The 24,332-nt window shown below is 66.8% G+C and carries 26 protein-coding genes; 19 read left to right on the top strand and 7 right to left on the bottom strand.

What is annotated here, in order from left to right:
• Nucleotides 1–22: 22 nt before the first annotated feature.
• Complete coding sequence (locus tag IEW98_RS16880; RefSeq protein WP_371870728.1) at nt 23–892, bottom strand: transglycosylase SLT domain-containing protein; 870 nt, start codon at nt 890–892, stop codon at nt 23–25.
• A 132-nt stretch (nt 893–1,024) separates the two neighbouring features.
• Here IEW98_RS16880 and IEW98_RS02910 point away from each other — a divergent pair, with 132 nt between their 5' ends.
• Genes IEW98_RS02910 through IEW98_RS02900 form a run of 3 tightly spaced genes read left to right on the top strand, consistent with a single transcriptional unit; the run spans nt 1,025 to nt 5,337 of the window.
• The gene (locus IEW98_RS02910) at nt 1,025–2,827 is read left to right on the top strand and encodes an ATP-binding cassette domain-containing protein (RefSeq protein WP_207792483.1); all 1,803 of its coding nucleotides are present in this window, start codon (nt 1,025–1,027) and stop codon (nt 2,825–2,827) included.
• Nucleotides 2,820–3,881: an efflux RND transporter periplasmic adaptor subunit gene (locus tag IEW98_RS02905; RefSeq protein WP_188761397.1), complete on the top strand. Its 1,062-nt coding sequence runs from the start codon at nt 2,820–2,822 to the stop codon at nt 3,879–3,881. Before IEW98_RS02910 ends, IEW98_RS02905 begins: the two co-directional genes overlap by 8 nt.
• Before the next feature lie 16 nt (nt 3,882–3,897).
• Entirely contained in the window at nt 3,898–5,337 is a 1,440-nt protein-coding gene (locus IEW98_RS02900; RefSeq protein WP_188761396.1) for a TolC family protein, read from the top strand.
• Between the two features lie 83 nt (nt 5,338–5,420).
• Here IEW98_RS02900 and IEW98_RS02895 read toward each other — a convergent pair whose 3' ends face one another.
• Genes IEW98_RS02895 through IEW98_RS02885 form a run of 3 tightly spaced genes read right to left on the bottom strand, consistent with a single transcriptional unit; the run spans nt 5,421 to nt 6,581 of the window.
• Nucleotides 5,421–5,738, bottom strand: a complete 318-nt coding sequence (locus IEW98_RS02895; RefSeq protein ID WP_188761395.1) for a hypothetical protein — start codon at nt 5,736–5,738, stop codon at nt 5,421–5,423.
• 2 nt (nt 5,739–5,740) lie between these two features.
• Nucleotides 5,741–6,073, bottom strand: coding sequence for a flagellar biosynthesis anti-sigma factor FlgM (flgM, locus tag IEW98_RS02890; RefSeq protein ID WP_188761394.1), 333 nt, complete (start codon nt 6,071–6,073; stop codon nt 5,741–5,743).
• 58 nt (nt 6,074–6,131) lie between these two features.
• On the bottom strand, nt 6,132–6,581 hold the full coding sequence (locus IEW98_RS02885; protein WP_188761393.1) for a hypothetical protein: 450 nt from the start codon (nt 6,579–6,581) through the stop codon (nt 6,132–6,134).
• A 210-nt stretch (nt 6,582–6,791) separates the two neighbouring features.
• Here IEW98_RS02885 and IEW98_RS02880 point away from each other — a divergent pair, with 210 nt between their 5' ends.
• From IEW98_RS02880 to IEW98_RS02820, 13 genes are all read left to right on the top strand, one after another.
• Nucleotides 6,792–7,127: a flagellar basal body rod protein FlgB gene (locus IEW98_RS02880; RefSeq protein ID WP_188761392.1), complete on the top strand. Its 336-nt coding sequence runs from the start codon at nt 6,792–6,794 to the stop codon at nt 7,125–7,127.
• Nucleotides 7,124–7,519, top strand: a complete 396-nt coding sequence (gene flgC, locus IEW98_RS02875) for a flagellar basal body rod protein FlgC (protein ID WP_188761391.1) — start codon at nt 7,124–7,126, stop codon at nt 7,517–7,519. The genes IEW98_RS02880 and flgC overlap by 4 nt, the downstream gene beginning before the upstream one ends.
• Entirely contained in the window at nt 7,516–7,788 is a 273-nt protein-coding gene (locus IEW98_RS02870; RefSeq protein ID WP_188761390.1) for a flagellar hook assembly protein FlgD, read from the top strand. Before flgC ends, IEW98_RS02870 begins: the two co-directional genes overlap by 4 nt.
• 3 nt (nt 7,789–7,791) lie before the next feature.
• Complete coding sequence (locus IEW98_RS02865; RefSeq protein WP_188761389.1) at nt 7,792–9,084, top strand: flagellar hook protein FlgE; 1,293 nt, start codon at nt 7,792–7,794, stop codon at nt 9,082–9,084.
• A gap of 7 nt (nt 9,085–9,091) precedes the next feature.
• A complete protein-coding gene (locus IEW98_RS02860) occupies nt 9,092–9,844 on the top strand; it encodes a flagellar hook-basal body complex protein (protein ID WP_188761388.1) in 753 nt (250 codons plus the stop codon).
• Nucleotides 9,845–9,856: 12 nt separating this feature from the next.
• On the top strand, nt 9,857–10,642 hold the full coding sequence (gene flgG / locus IEW98_RS02855) for a flagellar basal-body rod protein FlgG (protein WP_188761387.1): 786 nt from the start codon (nt 9,857–9,859) through the stop codon (nt 10,640–10,642).
• A gap of 22 nt (nt 10,643–10,664) precedes the next feature.
• Nucleotides 10,665–11,291 carry a flagellar basal body L-ring protein FlgH gene (locus tag IEW98_RS02850; protein ID WP_243450516.1) on the top strand — a complete coding sequence of 209 codons (627 nt, stop codon included), beginning with the start codon at nt 10,665–10,667 and terminating at the stop codon, nt 11,289–11,291.
• Nucleotides 11,288–12,373 carry a flagellar basal body P-ring protein FlgI gene (locus IEW98_RS02845; RefSeq protein WP_188761385.1) on the top strand — a complete coding sequence of 362 codons (1,086 nt, stop codon included), beginning with the start codon at nt 11,288–11,290 and terminating at the stop codon, nt 12,371–12,373. The genes IEW98_RS02850 and IEW98_RS02845 overlap by 4 nt, the downstream gene beginning before the upstream one ends.
• On the top strand, nt 12,373–12,687 hold the full coding sequence (locus IEW98_RS02840) for a hypothetical protein (RefSeq protein ID WP_188761384.1): 315 nt from the start codon (nt 12,373–12,375) through the stop codon (nt 12,685–12,687). Before IEW98_RS02845 ends, IEW98_RS02840 begins: the two co-directional genes overlap by 1 nt.
• Nucleotides 12,684–14,555 carry a flagellar hook-associated protein FlgK gene (flgK, locus tag IEW98_RS02835; protein WP_188761383.1) on the top strand — a complete coding sequence of 624 codons (1,872 nt, stop codon included), beginning with the start codon at nt 12,684–12,686 and terminating at the stop codon, nt 14,553–14,555. Before IEW98_RS02840 ends, flgK begins: the two co-directional genes overlap by 4 nt.
• Before the next feature lie 162 nt (nt 14,556–14,717).
• Nucleotides 14,718–15,638 (top strand): flagellin N-terminal helical domain-containing protein, encoded by a 921-nt coding sequence (locus tag IEW98_RS02830; protein ID WP_188761382.1) that lies wholly within the window; start codon nt 14,718–14,720, stop codon nt 15,636–15,638.
• 196 nt (nt 15,639–15,834) lie between these two features.
• Nucleotides 15,835–16,701: a flagellar motor stator protein MotA gene (gene motA, locus IEW98_RS02825; RefSeq protein ID WP_188761381.1), complete on the top strand. Its 867-nt coding sequence runs from the start codon at nt 15,835–15,837 to the stop codon at nt 16,699–16,701.
• Nucleotides 16,698–17,588: a flagellar motor protein MotB gene (locus IEW98_RS02820; protein ID WP_188761380.1), complete on the top strand. Its 891-nt coding sequence runs from the start codon at nt 16,698–16,700 to the stop codon at nt 17,586–17,588. The genes motA and IEW98_RS02820 overlap by 4 nt, the downstream gene beginning before the upstream one ends.
• On the opposite strand, the gene IEW98_RS02815 is transcribed toward IEW98_RS02820, so the two are convergent.
• Nucleotides 17,585–20,488: an SLBB domain-containing protein gene (locus IEW98_RS02815; RefSeq protein ID WP_188761379.1), complete on the bottom strand. Its 2,904-nt coding sequence runs from the start codon at nt 20,486–20,488 to the stop codon at nt 17,585–17,587. The two genes, IEW98_RS02820 and IEW98_RS02815, sit on opposite strands and share 4 nt — an antisense overlap.
• Before the next feature lie 514 nt (nt 20,489–21,002).
• Entirely contained in the window at nt 21,003–21,887 is an 885-nt protein-coding gene (locus tag IEW98_RS02810) for a branched-chain amino acid aminotransferase (RefSeq protein ID WP_188761378.1), read from the bottom strand.
• A 94-nt stretch (nt 21,888–21,981) separates the two neighbouring features.
• Between IEW98_RS02810 and IEW98_RS02805 the strand changes: the two genes are divergently transcribed.
• The 3 genes from IEW98_RS02805 (at nt 21,982) to IEW98_RS02795 (ending at nt 23,493) form a co-directional block, all read left to right on the top strand.
• Entirely contained in the window at nt 21,982–22,500 is a 519-nt protein-coding gene (locus tag IEW98_RS02805; RefSeq protein ID WP_188761377.1) for a MarR family winged helix-turn-helix transcriptional regulator, read from the top strand.
• Nucleotides 22,501–22,682: 182 nt separating this feature from the next.
• Nucleotides 22,683–23,009 carry a hypothetical protein gene (locus IEW98_RS02800; RefSeq protein ID WP_188761376.1) on the top strand — a complete coding sequence of 109 codons (327 nt, stop codon included), beginning with the start codon at nt 22,683–22,685 and terminating at the stop codon, nt 23,007–23,009.
• A gap of 106 nt (nt 23,010–23,115) precedes the next feature.
• The gene (locus IEW98_RS02795; RefSeq protein WP_188761375.1) at nt 23,116–23,493 is read left to right on the top strand and encodes a hypothetical protein; all 378 of its coding nucleotides are present in this window, start codon (nt 23,116–23,118) and stop codon (nt 23,491–23,493) included.
• Nucleotides 23,494–23,552: 59 nt separating this feature from the next.
• On the opposite strand, the gene proC is transcribed toward IEW98_RS02795, so the two are convergent.
• Nucleotides 23,553–24,320, bottom strand: a complete 768-nt coding sequence (gene proC / locus IEW98_RS02790) for a pyrroline-5-carboxylate reductase (protein WP_243450515.1) — start codon at nt 24,318–24,320, stop codon at nt 23,553–23,555.
• Nucleotides 24,321–24,332 lie beyond the last annotated feature (12 nt).

Below are 24,332 nucleotides of genomic sequence, written 5' to 3'. Positions count from 1 at the left end.
GCCCGCGGACTGAACCGCCCGATCAACCGCCCAGCTCCGCCAGCAACATATAAGCCAACCGAGCCCGATCAACCGGCACAGAATTGCCGGATAGCGGCACCCGTTCTCCCCTCTCCCCCTGCGGGAGAGGGCGACTCAACGCCCTTGCGTTGAGCGGGGTGAGGGGTACTTCTCCGCCCCCTCTCCCCTCGCGGGAGAGGGGGACTCGCGAAGCGAACGGGGTGAGGGGACCTTCCTCTCCCGCAGAAACCTCCAACTTCCCCTCGAACCGCGCATAAACCTCCCCCACCGACTTCGCCTCACCCCCCCGCCCAAAAAATACCCCGCGATTACTCCCCGCCGCCCCCGGCACCACCGACGCAGCCGACCTCCCCGGCGTCTCCGCCAATGCCGTCAAAAACCGAACCGCCCCCCCAACCCCCAAAAAATGCGCCATATACAAATCAGCCGCCCCCACAGCCCGCCCCAACCGCGCCTGCAAAACAGCCCCATTATCCGCCGCAAACTCCCCAGCCATCAGCGCAGCAGCCCCAGCATCCTCCCGCAATTCCAAAATCGCCCCGCGCACAGCAGACCCAGCCCCAGCCGCCCCCTTTGATATCGCCTCGGCCGCCCATCCCAACCCATGCTCCGCCCCATGCTTCCGCACCGTCTCGAGCCAAGTAGAATTGGTAAACTGGTAAAGCCCCACAGCCGAAGACGTCCTCGCCTTCGCCGCCGGATTCAGCCCGGATTCAACCCGCGCCTGCGCCATCAGATAGGAAAAATCGGTCCCGGTCCGCGCCGCCGCCGTACGAACAGCCGCAACCACGCCCGCCACCCGCCCAGCCAGTCCCTCGATCCTGTCCACATCGCCCCCACCGGCGCCGCAACCGGCACCCCCCGCCGCCATGCAAACCCCGTGCCAACCATCCCAAACCATCAATATGACAATTCCGTAATAATTTTCGGCCCGCCCCTTGAGATAATCACGCCCCGGCCCCTATATCCGCCAGCCGACATGGCCATACGGATCGGAGAACAGATGGCAGGGGACGGCGAGCGCGGCATCGACCTGCGCGACGTCATGCGCTGGGTCGGCCCCATCATCGGCCCCGATCGCAGCTTCTTCTGGCTGGCGATCGTCTATGGCGTCGGCATCTCGATGCTGTCGCTGGCCACCCCGATTTCGGTCCAGATGCTGATCAACAGCATCGCCAACACCGCGCTGCCGACACCGCTATTTACCCTGTCCGCGGTGCTGCTCGTCCTGCTGCTGGTCTCGGGCCTGCTCGGCGCGCTGCGGACCTGGATCATGGAACTGTTCCGCCGCCGCTTCATGGCGCGGCTCGTCGCCGATGTCAGCCTGCGAGCGATCAACGCCGCCAACCCCTATTTCGCCGACAGCCGCCGCATCGACCTGTTCAATCGCTTCTTCGAGCTTATCAACGTCCAGAAAGTCGTGCCGTCGCTGCTCATCGGCGGCTTCACCATCCTGCTCCAGGCGGCGGTCGGCTTCACCGTCACTTCCTTCTACCACCCGTTTTTTCTGGCCTTCAACGTCATCGTCATCATCCTGGTGTGGGTGATCTGGCGGCTCTGGTCGCGCGGCGCGATGCGCACCTCGATCGCGCTGTCGCACGAAAAATACGCCGCCGCGCACTGGCTCGAAAGCGTCGGCGCCTCGAACGGCTTCTACAAATCGGCAAGCCATATCGATTTCGCCCTCGCCCGCTCCGAGGCCGTGACCGCCAATTATGTCGCCGCCCACAAACGCCAGTTCGGCTATTTCTTCCCGCAGACGATCGCCCTCGCCGTGCTCTACGCCGTCGCCAGTGCCGGCCTGCTGGCACTCGGCGGCTGGCTGGTTATCCAGGAACAGCTTTCCATCGGGCAACTGGTCGCCGCCGAACTCATCCTCTCGAGCGTCTTCTACGGCATCGCGCAGCTCGGCTCCTACCTCGACGACTATTATGATCTCGTCGCCGCCGTCGAGGAACTGGCGCTGCTCTACACTATCCCGCAAGAGGCACCGACGCCGCCGCGCGCTGTGCCGCTGCTGCCGCGCGACAGCGACCTCGCCATGGCGCATGTCCAGTTCGCGCACCAGGGCGGCCCGGTACGCTTCGATTTCGCCATCCCCCACGCCGCGCACCTGGTTGCCCAGGGCTCGCCCGGCATGGAACGGGTGTTCGCCAACCTGCTCAAGCGCCACCTCAAGCCCGACAATGGCCTGATCACCATCGGCGGCGTCGATATCGGCGCCCTCGATACGTTCGAACTGCGCAGCGAAGTCCAGGTCCTCGATCGGCCGGCAGTGGTCGAGATCAGCATTCTCGAATATCTGCAGCTCGCCAATCCCGCCGCCGATCCCGCCGCGATGATCCGCGTGCTGAAACTGGTCGGCCTCGACGACCGCATCGCCGCGCTGCGCGATGGCCTGCAGACGGTCCTGTCCTTCACCGGCTATCCCTTGTCGGTCGGCAAGACCATGCAGCTGCGGCTGGCGGCGGCGATGCTTGCCGAACCGCGCATTCTCGTGCTGTCGCCGCTCTACGACATGGTATCGCGGCCCCGGCTCGAGGCGGTCTTCGACAGTTTCACGGACAAGGCGACGACGATCATCTATTTCAGCAACCGGCCCGAAGACATCACCCTGGCCGGCTTCCTGTGGCTCGGCCGCGACCGGCAGCAAGTCGTCGCCGACCGCGACAGCTTCGACCGGCTCCGCAAGGCCGGCGGCCGCGAAGCGCTTGCCGATGCCGTGCGGGAGGAAGCCGTGCGAGAGGAAGCCGCCCGCGACCCCGCAACAATGACCACCAGCCCGTCCGGACCCCGTGATGCGTAACGAGCGCGATCGCTTCCCGACCCTGGCGTCACTCAAGCCGCCCCGCGTCGCCCGCGCCATCGCCATCCTCATGGTCGCCGGGCTTCTGGGCGTCGCGGCGTTCGTGACGACCGTGCCATGGGTGCAGACGGCGGCCGCATCGGGCACCGTCGTCGCGCTCGATCCGCTCGACCGGCAACAGAATATCACCGCGCTCGTCGCCGGCCGCATCGACCGCTGGTATGTCACCGACGGCAGCACGGTAAAGGCCGGCGACCCCATCGTGCGCATCGTCGATATCGACCCGCGCTACCTCGATCGCCTCGCCGCCGAACGCGCCCAGGTCGTGCTGGAGGCCGATGCGGCGCGGCAGGCAGCGCGGGTGGCACAGCTCGATGTCGAACGCACCGGCACGCTCTACCGCGAAGGCCTGGCATCGCGCCGCGAACATGAATTCGCCCAGATCAAGGTCACCGACTACCGTGCCAAGGTCGCCGCCGCGCAAGGCCAGCTCAATCGCATCGATACCAATCTGCAGCGCCAGTCGAACCAGCTGGTCACCGCGCCGCGCGCCGGCCGCATCATGCGGGTCAAGGGCGACGACAACAACACCATCCTGTCCCAAGGCGCCGTGGTGGCAACCTTCGTCCCCGACCAGGCCAAGCGCGTCGTCGAACTCTATGTCGATGGCCGCGACGTCTCGCTGGTCCATGCCGGGCGCCCCGTCCGGCTGCAGTTCGAAGGCTGGCCGGCGATCCAGTTTTCCGGCTGGCCGTCGATCGCACGCGGGCTGTTCGATGGCCGCGTCGTGGCGGTCGATATCGCCGCCTCGTCGAATGGCCTCTACCGGATCCTCGTCGAACCGGCCCCCGGCAAGCCGGCATGGCCCACCGAACCATCGGTCCGGCTGGGCGCCAGCGTGCGCGGCTGGGTGCTGATGGACACCGTCAAGGTGTGGTTCGAACTCTGGCGCCTGCTCAACAATTTCCCGCTGCAATATACGCCGCCGCCCGGCGACGCGACGACGACCACCACCACCGGCACGCTCGCAGGACCGCCGCCCAGTGCCAAATAGACGATCGGCCGGGGCCTTGGCCGGGTTCGCTGGCGCGCTTGGCGTCCTCGTCGCATCCGCCGGCGCCACCGCGCAACCCGCCGGAGCCACCGCGCAGCCTGCCACGACTGTCGCCCCCTTCATCGCCCCCCTTACCCTCGCCGAAGTCCTCTCCTCGGCCCGCCAGAACGCCCCGCTGGTGCTGGAGGCGCTGGCCCGCGTCCGCGGTGCGGAGGGCCGGCGGCTCAGCGCCGATGCCGCCTTCGACACGGTGTTCAGCGCCGACGCCGAGCAACGCCTGTCGGGCTATTACGACGGCGGCATCGTCGAAACCCGGGTCACCCAGCCACTCGGCAACCTCGGCGGCTATGCCTATGGAGGCTACCGCGTCTCGCGCGGCGAATTTCCGATCTACGAAGACGAGCGCTTCACCAACAAGCTCGGCGAGCTCAAGGCCGGCGCGGTGTTCGCCCTGATGCGCGACCGCATGATCGACGAACGCCGCTTCGGGCGCATCGCCGCCGACGCCGATGTCGCCCTTGCCGACGCCGATCGCCTGATGGTCGCCATCGGCGTCCAGGCACGCGCCATCCAGGCCTATAACAACTGGGTCGTCGCCGGCCTCAGGCTGCAGATCTACCGCGACCTGCTCAAACTGTCGCAGGACCGCCAGCAGGGCTTTGTCCGCCAGGTCGAAACCGGCGCCCGGCCGCGGATCACGCTGATCGAAAACGAGCAGAATTTGCTCCGCCGTGAAACCCTGGTGGTGCAATCCGAACAGGCGCTCGATATCGCCGCGACCGCGCTGTCGCTCTACCTGCGCGGACCGGACGGCCAGCCGGTTCGCCCGCTATCCAGCCGGCTCCCCGCCGATCTCGCGGCACCGCTGCCGCTGCCGGCGCAGCCCCGCGCCATGGTCCTGCAGCGCCCCGACCTGCGCAGCATCGACATCCGCATGCAGCAGGCCGGGCAAAGGCTGGCGCTCGATCGCAACGCTTTCCTGCCCCGCCTCGATCTCAAGGTCGAGGCATCGCACGATTTCGGCGAAGTCGGCCTCGGCGGCCCGTCGCGCAGCGGTACGGAAACCAAGGTCGGACTGGCGTTCACCCTGCCCCTGCAACGCAGCGCGGCGCGCGGCCGACTGGCGCAGACCCGCGCCGAAATCGACGCCTTCGAACAACGCCGCCGCCAGGCGGAGGACCAGATTCTCGCCGATATCGACGCGCTCGGCATCACCGCCACCAGCAGCGCCCGGCTCAACCGCCTCGCCGCCGACGAAGCCGACCGCGCCGCCGCCATGGCCACCGGCGAACGCCGCCGTTTTCAACTCGGCGCCAGCGACTTCTTCCTCGTCAACGTCCGCGAGGAAGCCGCCGCCGACGCCAAGGTCCGCCGCCTCGACGCTGCCTTCCGCCAGATCGTCGCCCACGCAGACCTCGCCGCCGCCACCGCCGACATCACCGCGCTGGGCCTCTGAATAAAAAAACACTCGTCATTCTGAACTCGTTTCAGCATCCACTGCGCCGTCGGCCCTATCCTGGCCCGAAAAAACCTGACCCTTCAGGCCCAGCGCCCGTCCCGCCCATAAACCAGCGCCGCCGGCCGCCCCGCCAGCACCGAAACCGCCGCCAGCCTTTTCTCCGTGGTGATGATCTTGGCGCGCGCCCGCAGCGCCGCCTCGGCATTGAGCGCCCGCGCTTCACCCAGCAACCCGCGATCGGCCGGCATCCCGCCGTCGATATCCGCCTGCACCGCCTGCAACGCCGCCAGCTTCGCCGCCGTCGCCGCCTCGATCAACATCGCATCCTCGGCTTCCAGCGCCGCCAGCTCGCCGCGAATCGCCTCGACGAGGCGAACGAAGCTGCTCGCACCCGCCATCGTCACGCCTTCCTGGGCAGCGTCTCGAGCGCCATCATCTTGCCGGCGATCGCATCTGGGTCGGGCTTGTAGGCGCCGGTCGCAATCGCATTGCGCAACGCATCGACCCGCGCCATGTCGACCGGCGGCGATGCGGCCAGATCCTTGACGATCCGCCCCAGCGCCTGCCCGACCGCCTGCCCGGCTGCCTGCCCAACGGGGGTCCCGACGCCGCGCGTTCCCGCACCGCCCGCCACCGCCACCGGCGCCAGCTCGGCCTCGACCCGCCGCGACCCGGCGCCGCCGGCGGCCGCTATCGGCCTCGGCAACCCACTCCTGCCCACAGAATCGATCACGTCGTTCTCCTCGTTCATCATGCCCCGGACAACGGCCGGCGCAGCGTCAACATTGCGATTAACGGCTGTTGACCATGGCATTTAAACCATGAATTCGCACCCGCCCATCGGCGCCGACCACCCCGAGCATCCGGCGCCCGCCCGGTACCGCCTTCAACGGCACCCGCGCGCCGCGCGAATCCGCCTCGGCAACAGCTTCGATGGCGACCACAAAGCCTTCTCCCTCGGCTTCGACCACGACGCGCTCGCCGCGCCGAATCGCCGGCAGGCTGCCATCGACGGCTGCCTCGGCAACGACCGGCACCGCCACATAGACCGCCCATGGCGGCGACGGGCACCGCACCCGGACACTCGTGCCGCCGCCGCTCCAGGCGAGCTCGGGGCCTGCGCAACCGGGCAGCACGAGCCGCGGATCGACCATGGCCGGCCGTCCCGCAAACTCCTCTACCTTGGCTTCCAGTTCCCCAAGCGACATCAACGCCGCCGCGCCCATCAACAAAAACTCCACTGCCCCGTCCTCCTGTTTACGCAAAGCCCCAAGCAAAAAACGCGCCAACTCCCCCGACACACCTGCGATATGCCTTTCACATCCCGTTTCGCGGCCAGAACTTGCCGCAAACCGGCACCGAACTGCCTCACCGACACCCTCGCACGCGCCCCGAAAGCCCCTGGATCTCCCATTCCCGAGACTTGGCACGGCGCTTGCTAGGCAGGCTCCATGACAGGTCCCGATCTCATCGACCGCCAACTCGGCGTCCACGCCGCAGCACTGAAGCTTCGGTCGCAGCGCATTGATATCATAGCGTCGAACATCGTCAACGCCGCGACGCCCGGTTTCAAGGCCCGCGACATGGATTTTCGCGCGGCGCTGGATGGCGCGGCGAATTCAATGCGTTACCGGGTCCCGGTGCAGACCTCGCTCGACGGCAATTCGGTCGAACTCGCCACCGAACAGACCGCCTTTACAGAGAACGCCGTCAACTACCGGACATCGCTAAGTTTTCTCACCGGGCGTATCCAGACCATCATGGCCGCGCTGAAAGGCGGCGAATGATGCCCCTCTCGACTTTCGACATCGCCGGCCGCGCCATGGCGGCCCAGCTGGTCCGGCTCAACACCATCGCCTCGAACCTTGCCAACGCCGGCACCGTCTCGGGCAGCGAAGCCACTGCCTTTCGCGCGCTCAAGCCTATGTTCACAACGGCTTACAGCGGCCAGGCAGCAACGGTCGATGTCACCGCGATCGAACGCACCGGCAATCCCGAACGCACCAATGATCCCAGCCACCCCCTCGCCGACGCCGATGGCAACATCTGGACCGCCGCCGTCGACCCGAACCAGGAGCTTGTCGAAATGGTTGAAACTGCAAGGCAATATGCCAACAACGTCGAAGTCCTCGGCACCGCCAAGGCCCTCGCCCTCGACACCCTCAGGCTCGGCCGATGAGTGTGGCCCCCATCACAGGGCTCCCCGCCGCGCAGACCGCAGCGCCGAAGCCCTACAAAACCAGCCTCGACCAAAGCGATTTCCTCGCCCTGATGGCCGCGCAGCTCAAAAACCAGGACCCGACAAAACCCGTCGATAACAGCGAGTATGTCGCTCAGATGGCCCAGTTTTCGACAGTCAACGGCATCGCTGAATCGAACAACACGCTCGCCGATATCGCTGCGAAACTCGACCAGCTCATCGCCGCTTCCAAACCCGCGAAGGATTAGAAAATGGCCTTCTACACCTCGATTACCGGCCTCACCGGCGCCCAGACCGAACTCGGCACCATAGCCAACAACGTCGCCAATGTCGGCACCAATGGCTTCAAGCGCAGCCGCGTCAGCTTCGGCGACATCATCTCCAACTCGCCCCTGCAAAACGCCAGCCGCACCGTCGGCTCAGGTACCGCAGTCCGAGCCATTACTCAGCAATTCCAACAGGGTCCGATCGAAAGCTCGGACAGCGCATTGGACCTTGCCATATCCGGCCAGGGCTTTTTCGCCGTCAAGGGCAGCGGCGGCGCTGGCGCCATCAGCTTCACCCGCAACGGCGGCTTCGGCATGACCCCCGACCGCTACGTCGTCGATACCGCCGGCCGCCGCCTGCAACTGTTCCCGACGACAACCGACGGCAGCCTGCTCACCAACGACCTCGCCTCGACGGTCTCGGCCCGGCTCCCGCTGACCTCGGGCATCCCCCAGGCGACCACCGGCATCAAGCTGTCGGTCAACCTGCCGGCCGATGCGGTCATCATCCCCGACAAGCCGATCTACACCGCGACCAATCCCTACGCCTTCAACGCCGAAGACCCGGCCACTTTCAACAATTCGACTTCAGTCACCATCTACGACTCGCTCGGCAACCCGCTCTCGGCAAACATCTACTACGTCAAAACCGGCGTCCCCGCACCCGGTGACCTGACCCATAAATGGACGGCCCATGTCATAGTCGGCGGCGCCGAACTCGAGATCGGCGGCACGGCCGGCATCCCCATGCAATTCGATCCGAGCGGCGACCTGGTCAACCCCGCCTCCGCCGTTGTCTTTGACAGCATGCTCCCTGCCGGCGGTGGCCAGCCCCTGATCCTCAGTCTCGACCACGGCATCGCCACGACCCAGCAATCGGGCCCATTCAGCCGCGCGGCGATCGAGCAGGACGGCTTCCCGAGCGGCCAGCTCGAAAGCGTCTCCATCGATGCTTCGGGGACGCTTCGCGCCAGCTTCACTAACGGGGAGATCCAGACACTCGGCAAGGTCGCCGTCGCCATTTTCTCGAATCCCCAGGGATTGAAGCAGGTTGGCGACGCCAGCTTCGTCGTCACGCCAGACTCCGGCCCGGCCATAACCGGCGAGGCCGGCCGCAACGGCATCGGCTCGATCCTGTCCGGCAGCCTCGAACGGTCCAACGTCGATCTCACCGTCGAGCTCGTCGGGCTGATCGCCGCCCAGCGCAATTTCCAGGCCAATGCCAAGGCCCTGGAGACCGACACGACACTGCTCCAGACCATCATCAACCTGCGCTGACCCTGGCATGGACCGCGTCATCTACACCGTGCTGACCGGCCTTTCGGCTCAGGCACGCGCCCAGTCCGTCACCGCGAACAATCTCGCCAACGCCGGCACCACCGGCTTCCGCCGCGAAATCATCGCCGCCGAAGGGCGCTATCTCACTGAAAGCCGAACTGAAACGCCGACGGCGCGCAGCCGCGCGCAGGCTGGCGCCCCCAGCCTAGCCACCCCGAATTTGCCCGGCAAACTCCAGGCCACCGGCCGCCAGCTCGATATCGCCCTGCAAGGCGACGCCTGGCTCGCCGTCGAAGGCCGCATCGCCGGCACCGAGGCCTATACCCGCCGCGGCGACCTCGGCATCGGCCCCACCGGGCTCCTGCAAACCGGCGACGGCCATCCCGTCCTCAACCAGGCCAGCACGCCCATCGCAGTCCCGCCCGGCTCCGAACTCCAGGTTGCCCCCGACGGCACCCTGACCACCAGGACCGCCGCCGGCATAGTCGCGCTCGGCCAACTCAAGCTCGTCGCCGGTGCCGCCCTCAAGGGCCTCGACAAGGGCCCAGACAATCAGTTCACCAGCGCCATCCCCCTGCCCGCCGACCCGTCCGCGCGGCTCGCGATCGGCAGCCTCGAAAATTCCAACGTCGAAACCGCTGGCGCGCTGGTCGAACTGACCGAGCAATCGCGCGGCTTCGAGATCAGCGCCCGCCTGCTAGGCGTCGCCAAGGACATCGACGAACGTACCGCCCGCCTGATGGCATTCGACAGCCAATAAGGAGCAATCTCAATGACAACTGCCCTTCAAATTGCCCGGTCCGGCCTCGATGCGCTCGACCAACGTATGAAGACGATCTCGAACAACCTCGCCAACGTCAACACCACCGGCTTCAAGCGCGACCGCGCCGCTTTCGTTACCATGATGTACCAGGACCCGCGCCAGGCCGGCACCGCATCGGGGAACGGCACCCAATATGCGACGGGCCTTGGCACCGGCACCGGCGTCCGCGTCGCCGGCACCGAACGCATCCACGCGCAGGGCTCGATGACCCAGACTGACAACGCCCTCGACCTAGCCATTGAAGGATCAGGATTTTTCGCCGTCGTCATGCCCGATGGCACCCAAGCTTATACCCGCGACGGCTCGTTCAAACTGTCCGCAACCGGCGAGATGGTGACCTCGGCCGGGCTGCGTCTCGCCGAGGCCGTCGCCATCCCCGAAGGCGCGCAATCGATCACCATCGCTGTCGACGGCACCGTCTCCGCCGTTCTCGCCGGCCAGGCCGCCCCCGTCGAAGCCGGGCAGGTCCAGCTCACCCGCTTCCTCAACCCCGCCGGCCTCGAACCCAAGGGCGACAACCTCTACGTCGAAACCGCCGCCAGCGGCGCACCCCAGGCCGGCGCCCCCGGCGTCGACGGTGCCGGCAACCTCCGCCAGGGCGCACTCGAAGGCTCGAACGTCTCGACCGTCCAGGAACTCGTCGACATGATCGAGACCCAGCGCGCTTACGAGGTCAACGCCAAGGTCATAAACGCCGCCGACGAAATGTCACGGTACGTCACCCAAAATGTTTAATCGCCCCTCTATCGGCTTGTTGTTGCTGCTTCCTGCCTGCGCCGACGAGGGCTTCGGCCGTGTCCCCGGCGTCGCCGCCACTTTCCCGGCGCCCCCTCCCGCGCCGCCGACCGCGCTCACCGGCAGCCTCTACAGCGCCGCCAGCTACACCGGCCTCGCCAGCGATCGCCGCGCCCGCCGTGTCGGAGACCTGCTGACCGTCCGCCTGATCGAGCGAACCCAGGCGCGCAAGTCCGCCACCGCTGATTCCGCACGCAACGGCACCACCAGCATCACCCTGCCCACGGTCCCGCCCTTCTCCTGGGTTCCCGAGGGTCTGACCTCGGGCGGCTCGACGCAAAACTTCAAGGGCAGCGGCAGCGCGGCACAGGACAACCAGCTGTCGGGCGACATCACCGTCACCGTCGCCCGCGTCCTGCCCGGCGGGATCCTCGCCATCGCCGGCGAAAAACGCCTCACCCTCAACCGCGGCGAGGAGCAGGTCCAACTCACCGGCCTCGTCCGCAGCGACGATATCGGCGCCGACAACAGCGTCCCCAGCACCCGCGTCGCCGACGCCCGCATCCGCTATTCGGGCAGCGGCCAGATCGCCGACCAAAGCCGCCAGGGCTGGCTCGCGCGCTTCTTTGCCAAGGTCGTGCCGCTATGAACCGCGCGCTGCTCGCCCTCCTCCTGCTCGCCGCCCCCGCCCAAGCCGAGCGCATCAAGGACATCGCCCGTTTCTCCGGCGTCCGCGCCAACGCCCTCACCGGCTATGGCATCGTCGTCGGCCTGTCCGGCACCGGCGACCAGAATCTCGAATTCACCATCCAGTCGCTCAAATCCGCCACCGCGCGACTCGGCGTCACCATCCCCGCCGGCGTCGTCCCGCAACTGAAAAACGCCGCCGCGGTCATGATCACCGCCGAACTCCCCCCCTTCGCCAAGCCCGGCCAGCGCATCGATGTCACTGTCTCCGCCCTCGGCCAAGCCAAGTCCCTGCGCGGCGGCACCCTCCTCCTTGCCGCCATGCAAGGCGCCGACGGAGAACTCTACGCCCTCGCCCAGGGCAACCTCGCCGTCGGCGGCTTCGGCGCCGAGGGCCGCGACGGCTCGCGCATCGTCGTCGGCACACCCTCTTCCGGCCGTATCCCCGGCGGCGCCAGCGTCGAGCGCGCCGTGCCCTCGCCCTTCGCCGGCAGCGCCGACCTCACCCTCGATCTCACCGACCAGGATTTCAGCGCCGCGCGCAGTGTCGCCGACGCCATCAACACCGCCATTCCCGGCACCCCCGCCAGCGCCATCGATGCCGCCACCATCACCATCCGCGCCCCCACCGACACCGCGCAGCGCATCGCCCTCGCCGCGCGCATCGAAAGCCTCGAAGTCGAGCTGTCTCCGCCCGCCGCGCGCGTCATCGTCAACGCCCGCACCGGCACCGTCGTCATCGGCGGCGAAGTCCGTATCCTCCCCACAGCGATCGCCCATGGCAATCTGACCGTCCGCGTCACCGAAAACCAGCAAGCCAGCCAACCCGGCGCCTTCGGCCGCGGCCAGACCGTCGTCACCGAGCAATCGCGCGTCGAAGCGTCGGAGGCCCCCGCCCGCATGGCAATGTTTGCCCCTGGCGCCCGCCTCGGCGACATCGTCAACGCCGTCAACGCGCTCGGCGCTGCACCCGGCGATCTGGTCGCGATCCTAGAAGCCCTCAAGGCCGCCGGCGCGCTGCGTGCCGAACTGATCGTCATCTGATGCAACTCGCCATCGCCCCCACTGGCTTCCCGCTCAAGCCGCCGCCCCTGCGCGCACCCGACGCGGCCAGGCGCGACGCCGAAATCGCCCTCAAGTTCGAAACTCTCATCGCCGAAACCCTGCTCCGCTCCGCCCGCGCCGCACAACTCGGCGACGACGGTCTGGGCGCGAGCGGCGGCCAGGTCCGCGACATGATCGACCATAGCCGCGCCGAAGCCATCGCCCGTGCCGCCCCCCTCGGCGTCGCCCGGCTGCTTGCTGCCGAACGCGCCCGCACGATGCCGGAGCCTCGCCGCATGGAGACCCAGAAATGACCGACCTGCTCGGCATCGGCTCCGCCGGCGTCCGCGCCTACCAAGCGGCGCTGACCATCATCGGCGACAACGTCGCCAACGCCGACAACCCCGATTACGTCCGCCGCCAGATCCGCATGCACACCTCCCCCAGCGGCGCCGGCACCCCCCTCGAACGCGACACCGCCACCGGTGCCGGTGTCTCGGCCGGCGCCATCACCCGCGCCACCGACGCCTTGAAGGTCAATTCCGCCCGCGTCGCCGCCGGCGATCACGCCCGCTACGAGGTCCGCGCCGACTGGATGGTCCGCCTCGAAACCCTCATCACCGGTTCCGATCTCGACACCCGCCTAGGCGGCTTCTTCGACGCTGCCACCGACCTCGCGGCTGCGCCGACCTCGACCGCAGCGCGCACGATCTTTCTCGATCGCGCCAACCAGGCCGCCAGCAGTTTCGCCGGTCTCGGCAAGGGGCTCGATCAACTCGGCAACGACCTCAAGTCCGCCGCCGAGACCGGCACCACCGAGGTCAACGCGATCACCTCCGCCCTCGCCCGCGTCAACGACGAGCTGCGCCGTACCCAGTCCGGCGGGGCTGCTGCCAACGGCCTGCTCGACAGCCGCGACAGCTTGCTCGCCGAACTCGCCCAGCGCGTCCGCATCAGCGTCACTGAAGGCGATCGCGGCACCGTCACCGTCAAGCTCGGCAGCGGCGCCGCGGCCGCGACATTGGTCCCCGCCAACGGCCCGGCCGTCCGCATCGGCGTCCGCGATGGCCCGAGCGGCGCCGAAATCATCCTCGATCCGACCCACAGCGCCATCGTCCTCACCCTACCCGCCAGCGGCAGCCTCGCCGGGCTGATCGAAGCCAGCCGGCAAGTCGGCGAAACCCGCGCCGAACTCGATGGCCTCGCCGGGCGCTTCGCCACCGACATCAATGCCTGGCACAGCGCCGGCACCGATGCGCTGGGCGATCCCGGCACGCCGCTGTTCAGCACGCAAACTCTCGTCAACACGCCCGGCCGCGCCAACGCCGGCGATGCCGCCATCGACATTCGCATCGCCGATAACGCCCCCCTCGCGCCGGATGGCTATCGCCTGCTCAAGGACGCCGCCGGCTGGACGCTGTCGCGCACCGACGGCACCGCCACTGTCTCGGGCACCGGCGCGCTGACCCTCGACGGCGTCACGATCCGTCCCGGCACCGGTGCCCGCGCCGGCGACAGCTGGACACTTCACCCCGCCGGCGGCGCCATCGGCCTGGCGCTCCGCCCGATCGGCGCCGAACGGCTCGCCGTCGCCGCGCGCTTCATCACAGACACCGCCGCAGCCAACAAGGGCGACGGCCGCATCACGCTCGACACCGACCCCGCTGCGGCCGCCTTTGCCCCCGCCGCACCGTACCGGCTCACCGTGACCGCCCCCGGCATTGCCCAGATCACCGACATCGCCACGGGCAGCGTGCTCGCCACGGTCGCCCTCGACGGCAGCCGCATCATCGGCGCCGGCTTCGGCATCACCCTCACCGGCAGCCCGGTTGTCGGCGACAGTTTCCGCATCCTCCAGACAGGGCCCGGCAGCAGCGACAACGGCAACGCCCGCGCGCTGTCCGCCGTCCGCGCCAACAGCGGCACCGGCGGCACCATGGAGGCCAGCCTCGACGCCGGCACCGCGCGCATCGCCTCGCGCCTGTCCGAAACCCGCCGCCTGGCTGCCGCCGCACTTTCGGTCCGCAGCGACAGCGCCCGCGCCCGCGACGCCGTTTCCGGCGTCGATCTCGACCGCGAAGCCGCCGAACTTACCCGGCTGCAGGTCGCCTATCGCGCCAACGCCCAGGTCATCGCCGCCGCCCGCGACCTGTTCGACACTCTCCTCGGCGTGGCGAGCTAGCCCGATGCCACCAAACCTCTTCTTCAACGTCACCCCGTCCCTGGCCGTCACCCCTTTTTCTACCGTCACCCCTTTTTCTACCGTCACCCCGGCGAAGGCCGGGGCCCATCTCCCGCCCCACCCGAATAGAACCCCGCCCCGCGCGCAGACCCAGCCCGCCCCATGACCCAGATCAATACCCGCGCCGCCCACACCGCCGCCGTCGCCCGCATGAGCAGCCTCAGCGCCGCCATCGACACGCTGAACGGCCAGATCGCCAACGGCAAGCGCATCCTCGCCCCCTCCGACGACGCCGTCGCGTCCACCCGGGCCGCCACGCTGCGCCGCGCCTCGGTCGCCGCCGACGCCACGCAGCGCGGGATCGACGCCGCGGCGCGCCGCCTCACCGCCACCGATACCGCCCTCGACGGCATCACCAACATCGTCCAGCGCGCCCGCGACCTCGCGCTGCAAGGCAGCAACGGCACGCTTGCCGCCGCCGATCGCGCCATCCTCGCCAGCGAAGTGGGCGAGTTGCTCGAACAATTCACCGGCCTCGCCGAAAGCCGCGGCAGCGACGGCGAGCGCCTGTTCGGCGGCGCCGCAGCCGACCGCCCGGCCTATGCCGCCGACGCCAATGGCATCGTGCGCTGGCAAGGCGCCGGCCGCGCCCCCGCGCTCGAAGTCGGCGGCGCCGTCGTCATGAGCGGCATCGAAGGCCCCGACGCGTTCGGAACGACCGACTCCGCCGCCGGCACCAAGGACCTGTTCGCCGCCCTGACTGCCTTGCAGGTCGCCCTCGCCGAGCCCGACAAGCTCGTCCGCGAGGCCGCGATGGCCGACACGCTGGTGCAGATGGACGCACAGGTCGATCGCCTCGCCACCACCCGCGCTGTTGCCGGCGCGCGCCTCGCCCGCCTCGACACCGAGACCGACCGCATCGCCCGCAGCGGCCTCGCGACGAAAACCGATCTTGTCCGCCTCGAAAGCCTCGACATGCCGGCCGCCATCGCCGAACTCCAGCACCTCGTCACCGTCCTCAAGGCCACCCAGGGCAGCTTCGTCATCACCACCAACCTCAGCCTCTGGGACCAGCTCCGCTAACTTGTCCTCCCCCTAGAGGGGGGAGGCGAGAGACGCGCCTTCGCGGCCCGGGTGGGGGTGTCCCCCCGCCGACGCCAAGTACCAATCCTCACCACCCATTAACCCTGCCCCGCCTAAGCCCCCCCGCCCCCTCGCCGTAAACCCCTTAGACGCCAGCACAGCCAGTCCGGGCCGCCAAGGGAGCGACATTAACTCCATGATCTCGGTAATCGGCCTCGTCGTGCTTATCGTCATGGTATTCGGTGGCTTCGCATTGACCGGCGGCAGCATCGGTGTCGTGCTCCATGCGCTCCCCCATGAAATGCTCATCATCGGCGGCGCGGCTGCCGGTGCCACCCTCGTCGGCACCGATCTTCGCGGCATCAAGGCGATGGGCTCTGGCCTTGCCGCCATCGTCAAAGGCCCGCGCTACAAGAAAGCCGATTACGCCGCCGCCATCTTCCTCACCGCGCGGCTGATGAAGATGTTCCGAAACGACGGCCCGGTCGCCGTCGAAACGCATATCGAAGACCCGCGATCGAGCACCATCTTCGCCGAATATCCGCAATTCCTCGCCGACCCATTCTTCCTCCACCTGCTTACGGATTCGATCCGGCTATTGGTGGTCAGCACCGGCAACCTCAGCCCCCAGGCCGTCGACGACGTCATCGAAACCGCCATCGACAGCCACCACACCGCCGCGCTCAAGCCGGTCGAGAGCCTGCAGACCATGTCCGACGCGCTCCCCGCGCTCGGCATCGTCGCCGCCGTCCTCGGCGTCATCAAGACCATGGCCTCGATCGACAAGCCTCCCGCCATCCTCGGCGGCATGATCGGCTCGGCGCTGGTCGGCACCTTCCTCGGCGTGCTGCTCAGCTACGGCATCGTCGGCCCCTGTTCGGCCCGACTCAAGGCGGTCCTCGATTCCGACAGCGAGATCTACCTCGTCATCCGCCGCGTCATCGTCGCCAGCCTCAAGGGGCAACCCCAACCCCTCGTCATCGAAGCGGCGCGCACCGCCATCGGCCCGCACAACCAGCCGAGCTTCTCCGAGATCTTCGACGGCCTCAGGACCGCGCGATGAAACCCGAGTTCCACATCGAGCCCGAAGTCGTCTACCGCAAGCGCAAGAGCCATCACGCCCCCCATCACGGCGGCGCCTGGAAAATCGCCTATGCCGATTTCGTCACCGCCATGATGGCGTTCTTCATGCTAATGTGGATTTTGGGCGCCACCGACGAAGACCAGCGCAAGGGCATCGCCGATTATTTCACGCCCACGGTGATCCAGATGAAGAACAGCGGCGGCTCGAACGGCGTGCTCGGTGGCCGCTCGCTGCGCTCCGACGACGGCGTCGCCGTCCACGCCGCGCTCACCGGCCCTCGCCCGGCGTCGAACACCGGCGGAGGCGGCGGCGGGCCGCTGGAGGCCGAAACCGCCTCGCAGGACAAAAAGGTCAATCCCGGCAACAGCCGCGCCGCCGACCAGGAGCGTTTCCGCATGGTCGAACGCATCATCGCGGCACGGCTGGCAGGCGACCCGACGGTCAAGGGCCTCAAGGGCCAGATCCGCTTCGTCCGCGTCCATGACGGCCTGCGCATCGACATGGTCGAGCGCGCCGACTTCGCCATGTTCGGCGTCGGCAACAGCGTCTTCAGCGTCGCCGCCCTCGCCATGGTCCACAGCGTCGCCGCCACCGTAGCCGCCACCCCGAACCGGCTGACCGTCCGCGGCCACACCGACAGCCTGGCGTTCGCCGCCGGTGGCGCGGCCGATACGGCCACCAACAACTGGACCCTGTCGTCCGCCCGCGCCGACGCCACCCGCCGCGCGCTCACCGCCGCCGGCGTCGACACCCGCCGCTTCCGCCGCATCGAGGGCGTGTCCGACACCGACCCCTACAACCCCGCCGACCGCAGCGACCCGCGCAACCGCCGGATCAGCGTGACCCTGCTCTACAAGGACGCCTAGTTGGTCGCCAGGATCGCAACCGTCGCCACCGACGTCAGCAAGCTGCTGATGATGCCCGTCACGTCACGAATAACATCCAGTTTGTACAAGGGATCGATGTTCTTGGGCACGATGATCGTTGAACCCGGCGGGATGACGTTCACACTGTCCCGGCCCCAGCCCCGCGACCCGATCGGCTGCGACGTTCCATTCGGCAGCACGACAAAGATGCGCTTCTTGTCGGCCGTCGACGATGTCCCGCCGGTTTCGCGCAGATATTCGCCCACGGACTTGCCGGAAACGAACTGAAACGCCCCTGGATTGGAGACATCGCCAAGCGCCAGCACGAAATTGGGCCGCTTCGGCACCACGATCGCGTCACCGCTTTCGAGGATGGTGTCGAGATCCTGGCGCACTTCGAGCACACGCGGATCGGCCTCGACCACGACCCGCCCGGGTGCCTCGACATTGGCGAGCTGGGCGATCAACTGCTGGCCGGCAATAACACCCTCCCCGGAGCCCTCCTTGCGCGCCGAAACCGCCAGCAACGACGTTGTCAGCTCGCGGCTGGTGCGCCGAATACCCTCCTGCTGCAATTCCTTGACCGACCGCCGCGTGAAAATTGCGCCATAGGGATAGGCCAGCCCCGACAAGCCGCCGGCACGCGCCGTCAGCTGCGCCAGCGTCTCGCCCTTGCGGATCGAATACAGCCCCGGCCGGTTGAACTCGCCCGACAACAGCACCCCGCCCGGCTCGAACTGCGGCTGAGCCGCGTTGAACCGCAAATCATCGCCGGCGCGCACGATCGTCGATGCCAGCGCCATCGGATATCCATCGACGGCAATACGCTTTTGTTCAACGTTGCTGCCCGACGCCCGCGCCACATCGAGCGTCATCTCCGACGCCGCGGTCAGCACACCCTCGGCCACCGAGGCGATCTCCGCCGCACTGACGGGCCCCGCCACCGGATAGGCACCCGGCCGCCGCACGGCGCCGCCGATCGACACGGCGTTTTCGATCAATACCGCCAGCAGTTCGGGCTCCTCCTCGAACACCGCCGGGCATTGCCCGCGCGCCTGCAATAACGGCTGCGACGACAATCCGTTTGCCGTGAAGTCCTCGGCGTTGAATTGATCGTTGCGGCGGTCACGCCTGTCGTCGTCGTTTTGCGAGTCGCCGCGCGCTGCCTCGCTGCGCTTTTGCGCCGCCAGCGCTCCGGCAGCGCCGGCACCGCGAAGTCCGGTGAGGTCGTCACCGCTCCGCAACGTCGATTCATTGGCCCGCGACGTACTCGCGATACTGCCGCCGGTCGACGCCACGTCGCTGCGCCCGCCGCGTTCGACGATGAAAGCGGCGCGCGTGACGACGGTAAACCTCGCCGTCTGGCTGTCGCGAACCAGCGTCTCGAGCCGATCGAGCGAGGCGCATTCGATCAGCGAATTCGATTGCCCCAGTACCACGCGCCGCACAGGCGTTGTGTTGATGAAATCCACATCGTCCCGGCTGAATACATACAGCCGGTCATCGCTGCGCAGCGCGACACCAGGGCTGGAATTCAGCGCCGCCGCCAGGTTCACCGGCTGAAACACGCGCGCCGCCGTTACAGGATCACGCCGGATGAGCACCGCCATCGGCAGATATGTCCCCGACCGCACGTCGCCGATATTGCCGAGCAGATCGCGCACCGTCGGCGCCGCGATCAGTGCCCGCGCCCCGGGATTGGCGACATAGCCGCGCAGCACGACACGCCCGGTGCTGCCCCCGGCGCTGCCGCCGGTCAACTGCACCGCATCGCCCGGCACCAGCGCCGTCGCCAGCGTCGCCGCGCGCAGATATTGCTCGCGGCCGTCGGCAGCGATGCGGCTGATGGCGATCTGGTTGCCGCGCGGCCTAAGCGCCCCGCCGGCAAAATCAAGCAAGGTGCCCAGCGAGGTGCCCTTGCGGATCTCGTAGATGCCGGGCCGCGACACGCTGCCGCCGATCGCCACGGTGTCGCCGATAACCGGCACGATCACCCGGTCGCCATCGCGCAGCCGCAGTGCCGGCGGCGTGCCGATGCCAAGCAGCCCGTACAAATCGACCGAGATCGAGCTGCCGCCGCGCGCGATCCGCACATTGCGCAGCGACCCCGTCCGCCGCACGCCGCCGGCCTGCGCCAGGGCCGCGCTGATATCGCTCAGCGACGTCAGGTTATACTGCCCCGGCCGGTCGACTTCGCCGCCGACGAACACGGTCACCGATCGCACCGACCCCAGCGAGATATAGACTTCGGTTCCCAAAAGCGTGCGCCGCGTCGCCGCCTGCAGGTCTCGCGTCACCGACGCAATCGAGCGCCCCGCCGCCGGGATCGGTGGCAACGCCCCGACGACCAGCCGCCCGTCACGGCTGACCCGAACCGTCTGGCTGCTGTTGGTCGCACCCTGGAACTGGACAACGACATCGTCGCCGACGCCGATAACATAATCATCGCCGACCGCGCCGGTGATCGCACCGCTGCTGCCGCCGCCCGCCGACTGAAACAGGTCATACCCGAATTGGCGCAAGCTTGGATCGGCCAGCCGGTCGCGAAACTCCCGCTCGATGGGGGAGGGCCGATATATTCTCGCCAGGTTGCTCCGGGCCTCCGCCCGCCGAAACTCCTGCTCCTCGCGCGTGTCGATCCGGGTCGCCCGATCGATGCCGATGCCCGGGCTATCCGGCTGCTGCCCATTGTTGCGCGACCGGTCGACCGCCTCGCCTGCACCGGAGCCGCCAGTGCTGCTGCTGCTGCCGAGCTGGCCTTGCAACTGCTGCAGGACCGCCGGATCGATCGACTGCGCGCTCGCACCTGTCGCAAGGCCGAGGATCGCAGTGCCGAATGTCGAAAAACCCATGGCAACAAATGCCAGACTACCGGCGAATGGCCGAAACGCCCTACGCATTGTTGTTCCTAAACCAAGGTTCACCAAGCACGGCGTTTAAGGACGGTCCGACAACCCGTCAACGCCCGCGCAAATGACGAAAACGATTAAAGCTGCCCTACGGCCGCTGCGGCACGGGCATCGCCGCGCTCGAGAACAGCGCGCTCGAAAATGCCCTGCCCAAGCAAAGGTTCATCGGGATGGACATACCGATCGCCCAGGGTTCCCTGGCCACGCGTGCCAACCGACGGCACCACCCAGAGCGCGCCAGCAAGCGACAAGATAATTCCGGCTCGAACCACTGACACGAACTCTCCGTATATTACCGTTATCCCCGTGACTGCCATATCAGCACTTGCGTTGCAATTTGATGACCGCCGCAATGCAGCATTTGCCGTCCCAGGGCAAGCCCAGAGAAACCACAATGGTTCCCCAAGTAGCTTAACGATCAAAAATGCGGGGATTATTGCAATCCAAATTCAATTCGCCGCCAATGTGCCACCCTTTGCCGCGATGAATGCAACAAAGTGTAAATTCAATCGCGACTCCGCCCGTTCACATGGTCCGAATAATCCGCAGCCAGTTGCTGCGTCAGCGCGCCGACTTCGAACCGCCAGGGTCCGATCTCGGCAAGGGGCGTGACTTCCGCCGCACTGCCCGTCAAGAACGCCTGCTGGAACGTCTCCAGTTCCTCAGGCCAGATGACCCGCTCGACGATCTCGATCCCCCGCTTGCGCGCCAGGCCCATGACCGTCCGCCGCGTGATGCCATCCAGGAAACAGTCCGGCGTCGGCGTATGCAGGACATTGTCCCTCAGGAAGAACACATTGGCGCCTGTCGCTTCGGCCACTTGGCCGCGCCAGTCGAGCATCAGCGCGTCGTTGTATCCGGCATCCTCGGCGGCGTGCTTCGACATGGTGCAGATCATGTACAGCCCGGCAGCCTTGGATTTCGTCGGCGCCGTATAGGGCGCCGGCCGGCGCCATTTCGCGATGTTCAGCCGCAAACCCTTGGCCAGCGCCTCCGGCCCAAAATACGCGCCCCATTCCCAGCATGCGATCGCCAGGTGCGGTTTGGTGCGCTGCGCCGAAACCCCCATCTGCTCCGATCCGCGCCACGCGATCGGCCGCACATAGCCGTCGACAAGGCCGTTGGCCGCCAGCGTCTCGTTCACCGCTGCATCGATCTGCTCGCGCGTCCACGGCAGTTCGAACCCCAGGATCCGCGCCGATTCGATCAGCCGTTGGCTGTGCTGCTCGAGCGCAAACACCTTGCCGCCATAAGCCCGCGCGCCTTCGAAAACCGCGCTGGCATAATGCATCGCATGGGTCAGGACATGGACATTGGCATCGCGCCACGGCCGCAAGGCACCATCGAACCAGATGAAACCGTCGCGATCATCAAAGGTGGCGTCGACCATTGCCCAATTCCCTCGTGCACATATTGTTACGGCAAACGCCCTGCCGCCGGTAATTTCTTGCCCCTCGCTAAGCATCCGTGCAAGATATGTCAACATGACTGTCCCAAATCCTACCACGGCAAGCCGTCCCCTGCCGCCAACGGCATCACCGCTGTTCCTGCGCGAGGACGAGATCCGCCGCGGTATCGAGCTGCTTTATTTCGGCTATTCCTCTATGATCCGCGGTGCCGACGCCATTCTAGATCGCGAAGGCTTCGGCCGCGCCCACCACCGCGCCCTGTATTTCATCGCCCGCCGCCCCGGCCTGCCTGTCGGCGACCTGCTCCGCCTGCTCGCGATCACCAAGCAAAGCCTCGGCCGCGTACTTACCGAGCTCCAGTCCAGATCCCTCGTCGAACAGGCCATCGGCACCACCGACCGCCGCCAACGCCTGCTCCGCCTCACCCCCGCCGGCACCGCCCTCGAAGCATCACTGTTCGCCGAACTAGAAACCGGCATGGCATCGGCTTACGGCGAAGCCGGCCAATCCGCCGTCACCGGCTTCTGGTCCGTCCTCATCGGCCTCATTCCCGCTCAGGACCGCGCCCTCGTTGAAAGCCTGCGTCAAGGCTAAAGGCCGTCGCAAAGCCTCTCCTGCCTGCGCGAAAGGCGAGATGCGCGCCAGTGCGCCGCGTAGAGGGCATTTCAGTACGACGATGATAGCGCCCGGAGCTTTGGGCCGCCGGAGCCTTGGCTAACGACCCCATTCTCTTACTAACTTTTTGCAGGTAGCTTAGCGCACATTGGGTTGCCCTCATGACCGACCTAATCGATGGATCTGTTACTACCTTGCGCTTTGGAATCGCTAACGAACGCCTTCGAAGCTTATCGTTCAATGTCACACGCGAAGCGCAAGAGATCTACATCTCTAGCAGAGAGTTCAAAGAAAACACATTAAGCCTTCATAGCAGTCAGATTCACAGGCTGGCAGAGAACACTGCACAGCCTCGCAAACCTATCGCGAGCACGCAGCTTCTTAAACTAATCCCTGGTTTATTTACAGCAACGACCCGGGTGCTTTTTACCACCAGAACGGGCTGGGATGATACTGAAAATGCTAAAAATCTAAAAAAGATTTTGTGAAATTACCGCTATGCGACAGACGTCAGCTGGTTATGGTCACCATAGGTTTTACGCCACACCACCCTTCCGATCATCAGAATACAAAAAAAACGGAACATTTGCCGTCATGAAATTGTCCGACGATAAGTTTCTATCGTTCCATGGAGAAGTGCTAACGCAAAAGGCATTCTGTGAGATGGCTTATCAAGGAGCTGCACTTCATCCGAGAAGTTCTACAAAATTCGAGGCTAAAAATAGTACAACTGGCTCTGATCAATTTGTATACTTTAGAACGAACCTAAATACCTTTATTTTTTGGGCACATCATGGTGTAGATTCGGACTCGACCGCTTGGTTTCACCATCATCCAATGGCGAAGGCTATGGCGAAGGGGCGAGATGATCTGCTGTCTGGTACCTATCAGGCACCAACTATGGAAGAGATATTGGCCGTGCGTTCCCCGGATTGGCGTGAACAAATTAAAGCTATTCGAAAGCGGACTTAGTTACAGTTACAAGAAAGTTGACAGCTATCGTACTGGCCGCCTGCTTCAGCAACTATCTCCTACCCCGACAACCCCCGCGACCGTGCCGCGGCCGCCGCCACCGCAGCCGTGACCAACTCCCCCAACCCCGGCACCAGCACCGCCAGCCCCGCCGCCGTCGTCCCCCCCGGCGAAGTCACCCGCTCGCGCAACACCCCCGCCGGCGTCGAATCCACCACCGCCAACGCCGCTGCCCCGCTCACCGTCCCCCGCGCCAGCCGCTCCGCCAACCCGGCCTCGAGACCCGCCGCAACTCCCGCCGCCGCCAGCGCCTCGATAAACGCGAACACATACGCCGGCCCCGACCCCGAGACCGCCGTCACCGCATCGAAATCACCTTCATCGGACAGCCAGACCGTCGTCCCCGCCGGCCCGAACAGCGCCTCCGCCGCGCCTTCCGCCAGATCGCCCGCCGTCGTGAACAGCGCCGTCACCGCCATGCCGATCGCCGCCGGCGTATTTGGCATCGCCCGCACGATCGCCGACTTCGGAAACACGCTGGCAAGATCCGCCGTCGTAACCCCGGCCATCACCGAAACCACCAGCGTCATCGGCCCCGTCACCGCCGCGACGGCCGCCGCCGCCTCGCGCCAAATCTGCGGCTTCACAGCCAGCACCAGCACGTCGGGGCGTCCGACAGGCGGCACCGCATAGGCCTCGACTCCGGCAGGCAAATCCTTCGCCACCGGATCGATGACCGCCACCGGCCCCATGTCCTCGGCCACCCAGCGGCGCAGCAACGCGCCGCCCATGTTCCCGCAGCCCAGAAGCCAGATCGGAGCGCTCACGCTTTGAAACTC

The sequence above is a fragment of the Sandarakinorhabdus glacialis genome, assembly GCF_014643455.1.
Classification (GTDB): Bacteria; Pseudomonadota; Alphaproteobacteria; order Sphingomonadales; family Sphingomonadaceae; genus Sandarakinorhabdus; species Sandarakinorhabdus glacialis.
Note: the sequence above shows the minus strand (reverse complement) of the source record. Positions and strands in the feature narration are given on the sequence as shown.